Consider the following 15,926-nt stretch of genomic DNA (forward strand, 5'->3'; position numbering starts at 1 on the left):
CTAACACAATGACTGTTACAACTGCCGAACCAGCTTACTGGTCGCCGGGGCGAAAGATCGCTCTGCGCTTTTTCTTTATCTTTTTTATCCAGTACATCATTTTTAACCCTAACGGGGTGCTGCCCAATATTGACAAATTGTATGAAATATATATCGTGCCGATACACAGCTTAATGGTATGGATAGGCACACATATATTAGGCATGAAGAAGCCTATAGATACTTTTACAAACGGCAGCGGCGATACCACTTACGATTTCGTATTACTGCTTTTTGGCCTTGTACTTGCAGTCATCGGCGCAATTATATGGAGCGTTGCCGACCGCAAAGCGCGCAACTATAACAATCTGTTTTACTGGCTTACCGTAATTGTTCGCTATTATGTTGCCATCACCATGATAACTTATGGATGCGTAAAGATCATTAAACTACAGTTCCCGGGGCCATCTCCCGATAGGTTGCTGCAACCATTCGGCAATGCATCGCCTATGGGCCTGGCATGGACGTATATGGGCTACTCTACCGGGTTTAACTACTTTACAGGTTTTGCCGAATTTATGTGCGGGGTACTCCTATTCTTCAGGCGTACATCTACTTTGGGGGCCATTATAGGCCTTGTAGTGGCGGGCAATATTATGGCTATCAACTATTGTTTTGATGTGCCGGTTAAACTGTTATCCACTATGTTGGTTATTATGTGCGGATATATTTTAAGTAAGGACTTTATCCGGTTGAGCAATTTTTTTATATTCAACAAACCCGCACAGCCCGCCAACCTTGGCCGGCACCAGTTTAAAAAGCGTTGGAAAAACATCACCCTAACCACATTAAAATACGTATTGGTTGTTTATACTATTACCATGAATTTTTACGGTGATGTGGATGCAGCCACTCAATACGGCGACAAGGCTAAGAAACCACCACTGTATGGCATATACAACGTGCAAAGTTTTGTGCGTAACAAGGATACCATTGCACCGCTAAAATCAGATACCACGCGCTGGGATAAACTCACCATTAGCTACAGCGGCGCAGCAAGGGTTATCATGAGTAACGACTGCACTAAAAGGCACGATTTTAAGATAGATACCAATAAACACACTATTGTTATGTTTAGCTATGCAGATACTCTTAACAAGGCTTATTATACCTACAGCCGACCGGCGAAGGACTTGTTGCTGCTTAAAGGCACATTCAAAAAGGACTCAGTTATCATACAGTTAAAAAAGTATGATCTTAAAAATTTCAGGCTGCTAAACCGGGGCTTCCACTGGATAAACGAATATCCGTACAACAGGTAAATAAGAACAGCAAGTCAATAAACAAAAAAGGCTACCCGTATGGGTAGCCTTTTCAATATTCATTAATTATTTTCCTGACTATTTAACAGCACCTGGAGTAGTGTAAGCCATAGCTTGTGGGTTAAAGTTAGCCCAACCAGAAGTCCAGTCTTCTGTACCGAAAGCGCCTTTGTAAGCAACTTTAGTGAAGAAATCAACATTGACTTTTGCATCAGTAAATACCGCGCCGGTTAAAGCTGGTGAAGTACCTATCTGAGTAAATACCGGAACACCAGCCCTTGCAGCAGGAGCGATATCAGCACCAAATTTGTATGGGTCTGTATAGATACCAGCGCCGTAAAGATCAGTGGTAAATGTGTTGTTTAATAATAATTTTGCAGTAATTGTAGCTAAAATTGTTGCGTTTGAAGCTTTGATCTGGTTGTTTTTACCGTTGCTACCTGCTACGATGTTGTTAGCAAATACAGATGCACCAGATGCTAAGTTAGCAGATGCGTTTTCTGTACCGCCTGCTGGTAAAGCGTCATCATAATATACGCCTTCAGTATAACCAACTATAACAGAGTTTAAGATGCTGATAGCCGAGTTACGACGGATCTGAGCACCATGCTGGAAGTTAGCATTAACACCCGGAGGGTTAGCTGTAGGAGTTTTGATAAACTCTACCGGGCCTAAGATAGTCATGTTAGAGAATACCGCGCTTGTTTGTGGTGTACCGTTAGTACCTGTTGCATTGTTATCAGATTCGAAACCGTTTGAACCAGATACGTCGGCAGTTGCAGCTAAACGCTGGGCTAAACCAAACTGGATCTTACCAGAGAAACCGTTGTCGGTATCAAAATCATCATCCCATCCATCAATAGCTAATAAGTGTTTAGCATTTACACTACCACCAAACCATTCGAAAGAATCGTCACCTGAGCGGTAAACTTCAATGTACTCTATAGTAGTACCAGAGCCAACACTACCAAAAGTTAAACCATTGATCTCGTTATCAGGGCTTAAAGCGATACCCGCGTACTCGATACGTACATATTTCATTGTACCAGAGTTATCAGCAGCATCAGTACCACCATGCTTGCCTTTATCAGTAGCATCAGAGATACCTTCGATTGGTACAGAAGCACCTATGTTGTTTGGGGCTTTACCTAAAAGGATAACGCCACCCCAATCGCCTTGTGAACGGCCACCAGAAGCTACGTTTGATGTAAATACGATAGGTTTATCTGCAGTACCTACAGCTTGTATCTTTGCACCGCGGGTAACTATCAAAGCGCCTTTAGTCGCTTTATCACCCTTAATGATAGTGCCGGGCTCTATAGTTAAAGTAGCATTGCTGGTTACAAATACGTTACCTTTTAACAGGTAAATTTTATCGGCTTTCCAGGTTGTTGCTGTAGTGATATCAGCGTTTACAGTTACAACACCATCACCTGTTACCGGTGGGGTAACAATACCGCCACCATCACCCGGGTCAACAGTGTTTTTTGAACAGCTTGAGGCTAATATGGTAAAGCCAAGTGCCGCTACTAATAGAATTTTTTTCATTTTTTGATTTTTAATTTTCTGTTTCAAAATAACACAAGTGCCTTCAACTCAAGGTTAAGAGTTGTTTATATCTATGTTAAATAACATAGGCGGATGTTAACCCTATATTAACACTATAGGGTGTAAGTAAATGCAACTGAATAGGTAGAGCCCGGCTTGTAGCTGCTCTGGATGCCATCGCCGGCGTCAACCTTTTTATCAAAGTTATTGTCGTAGTAGAAAGTACTGGCGTTATTCAAGATATCGGCTGCGGTAACTTTAATTTCGCCTTTGCCTTTAAATACTTTAAGGCCAAGTTGCGCGTCGAACACGTTACGTGGTGCTTCCCAAATATCTTCGTATAATGCACCCGCTGCAACATTAAGCCTGCGGCCTACCCTGTTGTACAAGGCATTAAAGTTTAGTTTGTTATCAAGGAACGAATGTTGTAAACCGGCGTTGATAACATATGGCGCCTGGCCCACTAACGTGCGTTTTGTGTATTTAAAGTTTATACCTGCATCAGTAGGATTATATGCCGTTGACTTTATAACGGCCACGTTTGCATAAGCAGTCGTATTTTTCATAAAATTGGTGTTATACAAAAAGTCTAACGTTTTACGAATTTCGAACTCGGCACCAATTACGTTAGCCCTGTCAGAGTTAAAGTAGGTAATGGTACGGGTTGAGTTAACATCGTTATTGTATGTTTCGATAGCGTTCTTGAAACGTTTATAGAAACCCGATACTGAGATGATTTGCCCGGCTGATGGATACAGCTCAAAGCGAACGTCAACGTTATCTATGTTAGATCTTTTCAGATTAGGGTCACCCTGTTGCAATGCTAACAATTCGTAATCGTAGTATTGAGATATAGATAGCTCCCTAAACTCTGGGCGTGCAAGCGTACGTGAGTATGATGCCCTTAAGTTAATTTTATCTGTTAAACTGTAGGTTAAGTTAGCAGATGGTAAAATGTCTACATAGTTTTGTTTTACTATACCATCGGCCCTTTTGCTTACCGGTGTTACGTTTACGTCAAACTGCTCAACACGTGCACCCCAAACCAACCTCAATTTATCGGTAAGTTTGTTATCTAACATTAAATAACCGGAGTTTGTTAACGAGTGTGCGGCATACGAGTCATCAGAGCCGTCTATTTCATCTAATTTGTAAATGTCTGCGTTAAGCACATCGCTACGGAACAATGTGTTAACAGGGCGTTGTTTTAATGGGCGTATGAAATCCGGGTCATTCAAATTAGGATCATCGGTAACTACAGCACCTAAGAAACGTACATTATAACTCCTGTTACGGTACAAGCTGGTTAAACCGGTTTTAAACGTTGCCGGCTGAGAGAACATTTTAAATGGCATCGAATAGTTAACACTACCCGAGTATTGGTTCTCGTTAAGTTTAGCATATAAGGTCGCGTTATCCTTACCCAAAGTAGATACGTTAGCCTCAAAAGGGTCGCCGCTGCCTATGTTGCGCGAGTAACTTACTTTACGTTGCTGTGGCTGGTCGTTAAGCACATTGCTGTAGCTTAAGTTCCAATTTATTTTAGCGCCTTTTTCGCCAAGCGGGTGGTTACCTTCTAAGGTTGATTTAAATAGCGCTTTTTGTAAAAGATCAAAGGCGTAGTATTTTACATCAGAACCTGTTGCTTGGTTGCTACCTGTACGTTGCAAAAATTGGTCGTCGTAAATCCTGTTATATACGTTTTTGAACGTGATCTTATTTTTACCGTACGAATAACCGAGGTTTAATAAAGCACCTATGTTAGTAGAGAATTTATAGATATCATCATTATAATCATATCCGTAAGCATCGCGTTTAACATCATTGGCAATAGTTTGCGAATTGCGGTATGTCAAACCCAAAATAGCGCCGAAACGGTTCCCTGTTTTTTCGTAGTCTTTAACCCTTGATAAAGTAAACTGATAGTTTTGTGTTGGCAGCGCAGTGTTTTTGTAGATGTTATAATCTTGAGAGATACTTTTTAGCAAAGCCCTGTTTTGGGTTAAGTTTAACCCGTTAACAATGCTTGAGTATGGCACAAAGCCGCTTGGCAACTGTTTTTTACCATTATCGAACCCAAAATAATCGGTAGCGTTGCGCTGGCCGCTTAAAAAGGTTTTGCCTGTAGATGCAGTATTATAACCTGCACCAATACCAAATGATATAGAATTTTGTTCCGGAAGATCTTTGGTATTTATCTGGATCAATCCACCTGCAAAATCGCCGGGTTGGTCTGGCGTAGCGGTTTTGGTAATATTAAGGCTTTCTACCAGGTTTGATGGCACGATATCAAACGAGAACGCTTTGCGGTTAGGCTCGGTGCTTGGTAACGATGCACCGTCAAGCATTGCGTTGTTGTAACGATCGCTCAACCCGCGGATAACCACAAATTTGTTATCCTGCACGGTAGCGCCGCTTACACGCTTCAAAACGTCGGCAGTGTTACGGTCAGGCGATTTTTTTATAACCTCGGCAGATGTACCGTCTGATATTGACACGCTATTTTTTTGCATAGCATATAAAGCGCCTATTGATTGCTGGCGATAAGTAGCCTTGATGGTAACCTCATTAAGCGCTTTTGATTCGGCCTGGCCCACGGTAATATCAAGGGGGGTATTAGCGCCTTGTTTTACTTCGACATCAGATATGGTTTTGTTTTGATAGCCAATGTACCTAACCAATACTACATATTTGCCCGGCGCAAGGCCGCTTAATACATAATGGCCGTCAACATCGGTTGCGGCAGCTTTTGTAGTGCCCTCAATGTTAACGGTAGCGCCAATTAAGGTTTCGCTGGTTTTTTGGTCGATGACCTTACCGGAGATGCGGCCCGTAGTTTGGGCAAGTAAATTGCCTGCCGTAAGGGTTAAAACGAATAGAACGGTGATTGCGGATAAAACTTTTTTCACGTGTATTAATTTAATACCGCAAAATTATTACCGCGATGTTAGTTGAATGTTACGGATGCATTACCATAACAGCCACTTAATATTACCTCAATGTTAACAAGTGCCCTAATAGCGCTGTTAACCAGCTTTTTGCTTATCAGTTAAGTTGTGTTGCTTTAATTCTTCGAGCTGAATCTCGTAGGCGCGCATCCTTGCGTGCAGGATATCTACCTCGGTACGCAGCATCTGGATCTCGGTGATGAGCTTGGCCGAATCGGGTTTGTGGATCATCTTATCCCCGGTACCCAGTATCAGCCACTCGGGCGAGTACTTTAACTGGAAACAAAGCTTGCGGATAAGGTAGTAACTGATGTCTTGCTTTTGGTTGATCACTTTACTGATAAAGCCCTGGTCTACCCCAATGGCGTTGGCAAGTGCAAGTTGCCCTCCATGCTCCTTAACAATAACCTTTATCCGTTTTACAACCGCTTCGTCAGACATGGTACAATGATAAACATTTTGGGGAAATGTGATACATTTTGCATTAAAACCGGAAAACAGATGTGCATTAATGTTCATGTTCACGCTCGTGAACACTGTGACCATGATGAACACCTTGATAATTAATTAGTTAAATTTTTTTTACCGACTGAAAATATACTGTCACTCTTTTCTAAATTAATTATGCAGTACCTCGTATTGCCATTGAGTGTATTTACTATCAACCCCACGTCACAAAACTAATTTGCTCCTCTGCATATTGGCACATCTGCACATTTACCCGTATCTTTGCGGCACTAATTTAAACACCTATGTTAAAAGGATTTTTTAATGTTCCCGAGCCTGTAAACGAGCCTGTATTAAACTACGGCCCGCGCAGTGTGGAACGTGCAGAACTTAAGGCGGCTTTAACAGAAGCCCGTTCAAAACAAGTAGATATCCCCATGTATATTGGCGGTGAGGAAGTCCGTACAGGCAAACTGATGGAACTGCGCCCGCCACATGATCATAAACACCTTTTAGGCACTTTTCACTATGGCGATAAAAGCCATGTTACCGCTGCCATAGATGCCGCCCTTGCTGCTAAGGCGGATTGGGAGAACCTGCCGTGGGAACAACGTGCAGCCATATTTTTAAAGGCCGCCGAACTTTTGGCCGGCCCATATCGCGCTACCATTAACGCGGCAACCATGCTTGGCCAAAGCAAAAACGCTTACCAGGCCGAGATCGATGCTGCCTGCGAGTTCATCGACTTTTTGCGCTTCAACGTGCAATATATGACGGAAATCTATCAGCAGCAACCGCCCGTATCCGGCAAAGGTGTTTGGAACCGTTTGGAGCAACGCCCGTTGGAAGGCTTCGTGTTTGCGCTTACACCGTTTAACTTTACGGCTATAGCGGGTAATTTACCAACTTCTGCCGCCATGATGGGCAACGTTGTGGTTTGGAAGCCTGCCGATACGCAGGTTTATGCCGCTAACGTTATTATGCAGGTGTTAATAGAAGCAGGCCTGCCTGCCGGTGTTATCAACATGATCTATGCCGATGGCCCAGAAGTTGGCGACGTGGTATTTAACCACCCCGATTTTGCAGGCATCCACTTTACAGGATCTACCAAGGTGTTCCAGCACATCTGGCAAACCATTGGTACCAACATCCATAAATACAAAACTTACCCGCGCATTGTGGGTGAAACCGGTGGCAAAGATTTTGTGCTTGCCCACCCAAGCGCGAATGCCGACTCGGTTGCCGTAGCTTTATTACGCGGCGCGTTCGAGTACCAGGGTCAAAAATGTTCGGCGGCTTCGCGTGCCTACATCCCGGCAAGCATTTGGCCTGCGGTTAAACAGCATGTGGTACGAGAAATGGCTACCTTTAAAATGGGCCCTACCGAAGATTTCGAGAACTTTATTAATGCGGTTATCAGCGAAGTTTCTTTTGACAAACTGGCTAAATATATTGATGCCGCCAAGGCGGATGCTACTGTTGAAGTAATTGCGGGTGGCACTTACGATAAAAGCCAGGGCTGGTTTATACAGCCTACCGTGCTGCAGGTGCAGGACCCTTACTATGTAACCATGTGCGAGGAATTGTTCGGCCCGGTTTTAACCGTTTACGTTTACGAGGATAAAGAGTGGGACAAGATCCTGGATATCGTCGACAAGACCTCTATCTACGCTTTAACAGGCGCTATCCTGTCGCAAGACCGTTATGCCATTGCCGAGGCTACCACACGTTTGCGCAACGCTGCGGGTAACTTCTACATAAACGACAAGCCAACAGGTGCAGTAGTAGGCCAGCAGCCATTCGGCGGCGCCCGCGGATCTGGTACTAACGACAAAGCAGGATCGATGATCAACCTGTTGCGTTGGGTGTCGCCACGTACCATCAAAGAAACTTTCGATTCTCCAAAGGACTACAGGTACCCGTTTTTAACGCCTGAGCACTAATACCTCGGTAAAAGATAAAAGCTAAAAGGCGAAAGGTTTAAGAAACCTTCGCCTTTTAGCTTTTAATATTGATAAATGACTATACCTATATGATAAAAGACACGCTTAAACAATTGATCATCCGCGACCTTGAAAAATTGAAGGAGGAGATAGAAGCTTACCAAAACGAGGAAAAGCTTTGGTATATCGAAAAGGGAATATTAAATTCTGCTGGCAACCTTTGCCTGCACTTGGTTGGTAACCTCAACACTTATATTGGCGCCGAATTTGGCAACACCAATTATGTAAGGAACCGCCCTGATGAATTTGCGCTAAAAAATGTACCACGTGCAAAATTGGTGGATATGATTGAAAATACCATTATCATGATCGGAAGAACCTTCGATATGATCTCAGAAGATCAATTAAATGAAAAGTACCCTGCCGGGATCTTCTTAGAAAATGCAACTACCCAATACTTTTTTGTTCACCTTGCGATGCACTTAGGCTACCATTTGGGGCAAATAAACTACCATCGCCGGCTACTTGATAATTGAATAATATAATATGTCTTGATTCTTTTTATTTAGCGAATCTAAACACTTCATCCATCTTCGAATTGTTGCTGGTACTTACTTGCATATCGGTAATTACACCGGTAGCAAGGCTGTAAACCCAGCCGTGTACGTTAAGTTCCCGTTCATTTGCCCAGGCGTTTTGCACGATGGATGTTTTGCAAAGGTTACTTACATTTTGCACCACGTTAAGCTCCACCAGGCGGTCGCCGCGCTTGGTTTCATCTTCAATGGCGTCAAGCTCTCTGGCGTGTACGCGGTAAACATCTTTAATGTGGCGCAACCAGTTATCTATCAGCCCAAATTGTTTGTTACTCATTGATGCCAGCACCCCACCACAGCCGTAATGGCCGGTTACTATCACATGTTTTACCTCCAATACATTCACCGCGTAATCTAACACGCTTAGCATATTCATATCCGTGTGGATCACCATATTGGCAATGTTACGGTGTACGAATATCTCGCCCGGATTGGTGTTGGTTATCTGGTTGGCTGGTACACGGCTATCGGCGCAGCCTATCCATAAAACAGGTGGCTTTTGGCCGTTAGCAAGTTTCTCAAAATATTGCGGGTCTTCTTTTAGGGTATCTTCAACAAACTGGCGGTTGCCGTCAAGCAGGCTTTCGTAAGTGATATGGCTGGTATCGTGTATCAATTTTGTAGCGCACATATAGATCTGTTTTATTTGGATTTTGTAATTTTTGTTTTGGTTGGATATATCAGCTGGAACACCTTATGGAAAAATACAGGTAACATATCGTAATACAATATAGTGAGCAATATAACAGGTACAAAGTAAAATACCTTAAACTCATAGAGATTAAAAAAGTAACCACCTACCATCCCGCCAAAAATAAAAAAAGTAAGCACAGTTAATCTTACATATATCTTGTTCTTTAAGATTTGGCTTTCTTTGGTTTTTGGGTGCATCCAGTCGGCAAGTTCGCTCCCCAGATCTGTAAACAAACCGGTAAGGTGGGTAGATTTGATCAATCCGCCCGATATGTTTGATACCAGCCCATTTTGCAAACCCATGGCAAATAACAGCGAGCCAATAACAATTTTACGCTCCAGCTCGGTTTCCTGGTAAAACTTATGCCCGTAAACAGCTACAAACAACAGCACAATAATCTCTAAGATGATGGGTGCCGAATGTGCCCTGTACAAACTGATGTGCTTTAAAGACTGTACAATAAAGTTTGAAACAAACGAGCCTATCATAAACATCAGAAGCCATATCACAAAAATGATAATAGCGCTAAAATCCTGCTTGAGGATGTTTTTGGCAAGGTTTGCCACGTGCCCGGTAACATTTGATGTAAACGCCAAAAAAGCAAGCAGCCCCACCACATCTGTAATACCCGCCACAAATGCCGACGATGACGCCAGCATCAGGTTTTGATTGAGCGTACGTTTATCCTGTGGTTGCCTTAACATATAGGAGCTTTATGATGCTTAAACATACGCAACAAAATCGTGTTTTGAATATTAATAAAAAACCCGGCCGCAATAGCGACCGGGGGCAATATATAGGTAGATTATAGAGGGCTAATTAATGCGCGGCTACTGCCTCAACGTTATCAAACTCGTACACATAACCAAGGCTATGCGGGTTGCTGCTGCTTACACCAAGGTCTTTTATTAACCCGGTGCTGATGTCAACCACCCAACCGTGCACTTCCAGGTCATGGCGCTCCATCCAGGCATTTTGGACGATAGACGTTTTGCAGATGTTGTATACCTGCTCGGTAACGTTGAGCTCAACCAATCGGTTCACCTTAGCTTTATCGTCGGTAATACGGTCAAGTTCGTTGGCGTGCAAGCGATAAACATCTTTAATGTGGCGCAGCCAGTTGTCTATAATGCCAAACTGCTTGTTACTTAAGGCTGCCGCCACACCACCACAACCGTAATGGCCGGCGATGATCACATGTTTTACCTTTAGCACGTTAACGGCATAATCCAACACGCTAAGCATGTTCATATCCGAGTGTACACACACGTTGGCAATATTGCGGTGCACAAACACCTCGCCCGGCTTTGTACCGGTAACCTCGTTGGCAGGTACCCGGCTGTCCGAGCAACCTATCCAAAGCACTTCGGGGCTTTGCCCCTGTGCCAGTTTGGTAAAAAACTCAGGATCTTCGGCAGTGCGTTTAGCAGCCCACTCGCTGTTGTTGGTTTTTAACTTATTGTAGCTGGCACGCTGGGCCAGTTTTATACTATTGGTATCGATTCCGTTTTTATTTTCTGTATTATTCATGGTAGTTTTAAATTATTCTGATTTATAAATAAGGTCTTTTAAAGGCGGCACATCGTACTTGTCCTTTATCTCTTTTAATTGCACAATAATGCCTTTGGTATAAGCATTGTGCTTATAATTATTGATGATCTCTAAAACATCCGGATCTATATAGCGCGAGTTTGAGCCATCAATAACCACATCGCTGCCCTTTGGCAAGCTGGTAAGGGTTATTTGGATGGCGGCTTTGTTTAAAAACGAAACCTCCTCGGCCAGTTTTATGCGGATGGTATTTTTTTCGCCATTGTTGCCAATAGTGTAGAAATATGGGTTACGCATATTGGTACGCAAAATGTAGAAGATCCCTACCAGCATTCCAATACCAACGCCTATCAGCAAGTCGGTAAACACAACGGCCAAAATAGTGATCACGAAGGGGATAAACTGATCCAGCCCCTTATGCCACATGTGTTTGAACAACCCTATCCTTGCCAGCTTATAACCCACGGTTAACAAGATAGCCGCCAAACATGATAGCGGTATTTTGTTTAGCAAGGATGGAATAGCCAACAGGCAGATAAGCAGTAAAAAGCCGTGGAAAATGGCGCTCATTTTGGTACGTGCACCGGCGTTTACATTTGCGGACGAGCGTACGATAACGGCCGTCATAGGCAAGCCACCCAAAAGGCCGCTAACTAAATTCCCCGCACCCTGGGCAACCAGTTCGCGGTTGGTAGGCGAGATGCGTTTAATAGGGTCAATTTTATCAACCGCTTCCAGGCTTAGCAAGGTTTCTAAACTTGCTACAATGGCAATGGTAACCGCTGTTATCCAAACTGCCTTATTGCTTATGGCACTAAAGTTAGGCGATTTAAACAAGCCGAAGAACTCCCCCGTGCTGTGTACTAAAGGGATCTGTACAAATTGTTTATCTAAAAGCGCAAGGCCCGTACCGGCAAATAGCCAAGCCATTACAGTGCCCAAAACCACAACCAGTAAAGGTGCCGGTATCATAGCCAGTTTTTTAACCTTAGGCCAGTAGATCATAATGGCCAAAGAAACCAGCGTGATAATCACCGCGCCATAATTGATCTTATTTAAGGCGCTGAAGATGCCCGAAAAGGTATTATCCTGGTCGGTTTGGCTAAAGCCCTCGTCACCTTCAAAATCCCTGTCGAAGCCTACAGCGTGTGGGAACTGTTTCATGATCAGGATGATCCCTATAGCGGCCAGCATGCCTTCGATAACTGATGAAGGGAAATAGTTGGCAATGGTACCCGCTTTAACTAAACCAAACACGATCTGCATAGCGCCTGCAAGTACCAGCGCAAGTAAAAATGCCTCGAACGACCCCAGGTTGGTGATAGAATTTAAAACGATGGTTGTTAAACCGGCAGCCGGCCCGGCCACGCTTAACTGCGAGCCGCTAAGCGTACCAATAACAATACCGCCAATAATACCCGCCAAAATACCCGAGAACAATGGCACGCCCGATGCCAGGGCTATACCCAAACATAATGGCAGGGCCACTAAAAACACCACTAAGCCCCCGGGAAGGTCCTTTTTTAAATTTTTAGCTAAGAAATACTTTTTCAGGTTCAGGTCGCCGGCGGAAACGCCGCCTTGCTTGATTTGCATAAACAATAATTTTATAATGAAAACTTAAGTAAACAGCACGTTACCCAACACTAAATCAGCGTTGCGTGTAATGCATATCTTGCCCGGCTGTTACAAAAAACAGCGGTACGCGGTTGCTCACCGGATAAGAAGATATCCGGCAAATTGTAGTTAAACGTTGGGTGGTGGGGTAGGTACCGCAGGATGATATACCTGCTGGTAAAGGGAGCGTTCCTGGTTGTGCAGAATGTTGTTTTCGACAACAAGCGGCCTGTACACAACGAGGTGATTTACATTTTCGTCAAAAAACTTTTTGTCTTTAAAGGCATCCTTCTCAGGGTCGTCTTTCTCGTTTTTTGACTCATGCTCTAATTGCATGATCACCGCACGCACGGCCTTATTATCCATACATAAAAAAATAGGCGCAACAGATATAACCATCTTTATTAAAAAGATGCCCATAAATAGTGCTGCCATTGAATTTTTGCAAATTCTGTTTTTCATGCGTCGCAAAGATAACGTTTTTTGGAAACGCAAAGTATCATTGTGCCCTTTAAAGCTAATCTTACAATATAATTACTAATTTTATCGCTTTACCAATAAACCACATCGTGAACAAAAAGCTGGAGATTTTACAAAAAAAGCGCGACCAAGCGCTTGAGGGTGGAGGCGCTGCACGTATTGAAGGTCAGCACAAAAAAGGGAAATTAACGGCCCGCGAAAGGCTTCATTTTTTGCTGGACGATGGATCATTCCAGGAGATAGGCATGCTGGTATTGCACCGCAGTACCGATTTTGGGATGGAGAAAGAAAAGTACCCCGGCGATGGTGTGGTTACCGGTTACGGCAGCGTAAACGGTAGGCTGATCTACGTTTTCTCGCAGGATTTTACCGTTTTTGGTGGGTCGCTATCTGAAACCCATGCCGAAAAGATCGTTAAGATAATGGACCTTGCCATGAAGAATGGCGCACCTGTTGTTGGTCTGAACGACTCGGGCGGCGCGCGCATCCAGGAAGGCGTTGTGTCCCTTGGTGGCTATGCTGATATATTTTACAAAAACACCATGGCCAGCGGTGTTGTGCCACAAATCTCGGCCATTATGGGCCCATGCGCGGGCGGAGCGGTGTACTCGCCCGCCATTACCGATTTTATATTGATGGTAGAGCATACCAGCTACATGTTTGTAACCGGGCCCAACGTAGTAAAAACCGTAACGCACGAGGTGGTAACATCCGAAGAGCTGGGCGGTGCCAATACCCACGCTACAAAAAGTGGCGTAACCCATTTTGCCTGCGCTAACGAGATAGACGCCATTAACCATGTAAAAAAACTACTGAGTTATATGCCTCAAAACTGCGAGGACCGTGCCCCATCACTGCCCTACGAGGTAAAGAATGAGGAACGCCCCGCATTAACCGATATACTGCCCGAGAACGTTTCACAACCCTACGATATCCGCGAGGTTATAGAGCAGGTGATTGACGGCGGATCGTTTCTGGAGGTTCATAAAGACTTTGCCGAGAACATTTTGGTGGGCTTTGCCCGCCTTGCAGGCCGTAGCATTGGTATTGTAGCCAACCAGCCCGCGTTTTTGGCGGGTGTACTGGATATCAATTCATCAACCAAGGGCGCACGCTTCGTGCGTTTTTGCGATAGCTTTAATATCCCGTTATTGGTATTTGAGGATGTACCGGGCTTTTTACCGGGCACCGACCAAGAATGGAATGCCATTATTACTAACGGCGCCAAACTGCTCTATGCTTTCTGCGAGGCTACCGTTCCGCGTATCACCGTTATCACCCGCAAGGCTTATGGTGGCGCGTATGATGTAATGAACTCTAAACACATCGGCGCAGATATGAACTACGCCTGGCCAAGTGCAGAGATAGCCGTGATGGGTGCCAAAGGCGCTGCCGAGATTATCTTTAAACGGGAGATATCATCTGCAGAAGATTCTGAAGCCAAATGGCGCGAAAAGGAAGAGCAGTATGCAACCATCTTCGCCAACCCATACCGCGCCGCCGAGCGTGGCTTTATTGACGAGGTTATAGCCCCGGCAGAAACCCGTGTTAAACTGATACATGCCTTTAAAATGCTGGAACATAAGGTGGTGAACAACCCTAAGAAAAAGCATGGGAATATACCGTTGTAATTTTAGAATTTAAACGCTTATCATTCAAAAATGAATACATTGGGTTTATTAATAGCGGTGATATTGGTACTCGCAATTATATCGTGTATCCCAACATTAATAATGTATTTTCTTTATAAATGGCTTGCTAAAAAAGGCTACCGATGGATTGGTTTGTTAATAATAGCAATATCAATTTCCACTTTGGCTTACGGCATGTACACAGCAATATACCCTACAGATAGTTTCTATTTTGAAGATTTTAAAAAAGTTACATCATTGGAAATCCCAAAATCTGCTGAGGTTATAGATAAGACGGCCTCCTATCCAGATTTTCATGGCGACTATATATCATGTGCACTTATAAAATTATCCAAGCAAGATTACAAATCGCTATTAAATACCCTCAACAAAGATAAAATGATGCTTAAAAATTCGGAAATCTCAGGAAGTGACGAACTTAATAAAATCATGAAAACGGGAAGTATTAATGATATCAAATATTCTTTTTCAAGAGAAGTTCCCGGCAAAGACTACTTAACATATATTGGTTTTTTTAAAAACAATGAAAGTATCCTGGTCTATTTTGTAAATCCGTAAACGACTATCGTTATTAGAAACCAATGCTTATGCTTTCCATCGAACAAATAACCCCTCACCTAACCTGGCGGCTTCGCAGGGATGTATTGTATCACGGGGGGTACATGCATAACATGGAAATGGAGGAGGATAACCACGGTTATCACTTTGGGGCGTTTGAGGATAACAAACTGGTTGGAGTAGTATCACTGTTTCAAAAGGGTACAGATTGGCAGTTTCGCAAACTGGCTGTAGTGGCAGATGCACAGGGAAAAGGCATCGGCACAGAAATTTTGGCTTATGTAACCGCGTTTGTAGCGCGTGAGAACGGGACACGCCTCTGGTGTAATGCAAGGCTATCAGCGATGGGGTTTTACGAGAAAATGGGCTACACTAAAATCGGCAATGAGTTTCAAAAAAACGGAGTCGACTATATTATTATGGAGAAAAGCCTGGCGGTAAAATAAAAAAAGTCAGCTCGCCTTGCGCAAACTGACCTCTTGTGACTTTAACTAATTAACTGATCTTTTATTACGCTGCAAAGATGAGCATATACTATAAAGTGAATGTTAAGTTATAAATAAGGTTTTATTGCTTTTTGCATATATTACT

General features: G+C 43.5%; 14 protein-coding genes. 6 read left to right on the top strand and 8 right to left on the bottom strand.

Features of this window, described 5'->3' with window-relative positions:
• Positions 1 to 8 precede the first annotated feature (8 nt).
• Positions 9 to 1,301, top strand: a complete 1,293-nt coding sequence (locus tag ACVW0P_RS17835) for a hypothetical protein (RefSeq protein WP_457133263.1) — start codon at positions 9 to 11, stop codon at positions 1,299 to 1,301.
• A gap of 78 nt (positions 1,302 to 1,379) precedes the next feature.
• On the opposite strand, the gene ACVW0P_RS17840 is transcribed toward ACVW0P_RS17835, so the two are convergent.
• The 3 genes from ACVW0P_RS17840 to ACVW0P_RS17850 all read right to left on the bottom strand — a co-directional run bounded on the left by ACVW0P_RS17840 (position 1,380) and on the right by ACVW0P_RS17850 (position 6,238).
• Positions 1,380 to 2,849: a hypothetical protein gene (locus tag ACVW0P_RS17840; RefSeq protein ID WP_457133264.1), complete on the bottom strand. Its 1,470-nt coding sequence runs from the start codon at positions 2,847 to 2,849 to the stop codon at positions 1,380 to 1,382.
• Between the two features lie 113 nt (positions 2,850 to 2,962).
• Complete coding sequence (locus ACVW0P_RS17845) at positions 2,963 to 5,758, bottom strand: TonB-dependent receptor domain-containing protein (RefSeq protein WP_457133265.1); 2,796 nt, start codon at positions 5,756 to 5,758, stop codon at positions 2,963 to 2,965.
• A 117-nt stretch (positions 5,759 to 5,875) separates the two neighbouring features.
• Positions 5,876 to 6,238 (bottom strand): helix-turn-helix domain-containing protein, encoded by a 363-nt coding sequence (locus tag ACVW0P_RS17850; protein ID WP_354429268.1) that lies wholly within the window; start codon positions 6,236 to 6,238, stop codon positions 5,876 to 5,878.
• A gap of 311 nt (positions 6,239 to 6,549) precedes the next feature.
• On the opposite strand from ACVW0P_RS17850, the gene pruA reads away from it, so the two are divergent.
• Entirely contained in the window at positions 6,550 to 8,187 is a 1,638-nt protein-coding gene (pruA, locus tag ACVW0P_RS17855; RefSeq protein ID WP_457133266.1) for an L-glutamate gamma-semialdehyde dehydrogenase, read from the top strand.
• Positions 8,188 to 8,276: 89 nt separating this feature from the next.
• Positions 8,277 to 8,723, top strand: coding sequence for a DUF1572 family protein (locus ACVW0P_RS17860; protein WP_457133267.1), 447 nt, complete (start codon positions 8,277 to 8,279; stop codon positions 8,721 to 8,723).
• 25 nt (positions 8,724 to 8,748) lie between these two features.
• Here ACVW0P_RS17860 and can (ACVW0P_RS17865) read toward each other — a convergent pair whose 3' ends face one another.
• The 5 genes from can (ACVW0P_RS17865) to ACVW0P_RS17885 form a co-directional block, all read right to left on the bottom strand.
• Positions 8,749 to 9,414: a carbonate dehydratase gene (can, locus tag ACVW0P_RS17865; RefSeq protein WP_457133268.1), complete on the bottom strand. Its 666-nt coding sequence runs from the start codon at positions 9,412 to 9,414 to the stop codon at positions 8,749 to 8,751.
• An 11-nt stretch (positions 9,415 to 9,425) separates the two neighbouring features.
• Complete coding sequence (locus tag ACVW0P_RS17870) at positions 9,426 to 10,181, bottom strand: YoaK family protein (RefSeq protein ID WP_457133269.1); 756 nt, start codon at positions 10,179 to 10,181, stop codon at positions 9,426 to 9,428.
• Between the two features lie 115 nt (positions 10,182 to 10,296).
• Positions 10,297 to 11,007, bottom strand: coding sequence for a carbonate dehydratase (gene can / locus ACVW0P_RS17875; RefSeq protein WP_457133270.1), 711 nt, complete (start codon positions 11,005 to 11,007; stop codon positions 10,297 to 10,299).
• A gap of 12 nt (positions 11,008 to 11,019) precedes the next feature.
• Positions 11,020 to 12,624, bottom strand: a complete 1,605-nt coding sequence (locus ACVW0P_RS17880) for a SulP family inorganic anion transporter (protein WP_457133271.1) — start codon at positions 12,622 to 12,624, stop codon at positions 11,020 to 11,022.
• 150 nt (positions 12,625 to 12,774) lie between these two features.
• Positions 12,775 to 13,107 carry a hypothetical protein gene (locus ACVW0P_RS17885; RefSeq protein ID WP_354429253.1) on the bottom strand — a complete coding sequence of 111 codons (333 nt, stop codon included), beginning with the start codon at positions 13,105 to 13,107 and terminating at the stop codon, positions 12,775 to 12,777.
• Positions 13,108 to 13,214: 107 nt separating this feature from the next.
• On the opposite strand from ACVW0P_RS17885, the gene ACVW0P_RS17890 reads away from it, so the two are divergent.
• The 3 genes from ACVW0P_RS17890 to ACVW0P_RS17900 are packed head-to-tail and all read left to right on the top strand — an operon-like array spanning position 13,215 to position 15,781.
• Entirely contained in the window at positions 13,215 to 14,756 is a 1,542-nt protein-coding gene (locus tag ACVW0P_RS17890; RefSeq protein ID WP_457133272.1) for an acyl-CoA carboxylase subunit beta, read from the top strand.
• A 30-nt stretch (positions 14,757 to 14,786) separates the two neighbouring features.
• Positions 14,787 to 15,335: a hypothetical protein gene (locus tag ACVW0P_RS17895; protein WP_457133273.1), complete on the top strand. Its 549-nt coding sequence runs from the start codon at positions 14,787 to 14,789 to the stop codon at positions 15,333 to 15,335.
• Positions 15,336 to 15,364: 29 nt separating this feature from the next.
• Positions 15,365 to 15,781, top strand: a complete 417-nt coding sequence (locus ACVW0P_RS17900) for a GNAT family N-acetyltransferase (protein WP_457133274.1) — start codon at positions 15,365 to 15,367, stop codon at positions 15,779 to 15,781.
• The last annotated feature ends 145 nt before the right edge of the window (positions 15,782 to 15,926 follow it).

It is taken from the genome of Mucilaginibacter sp. UYNi724, assembly GCF_054057495.1.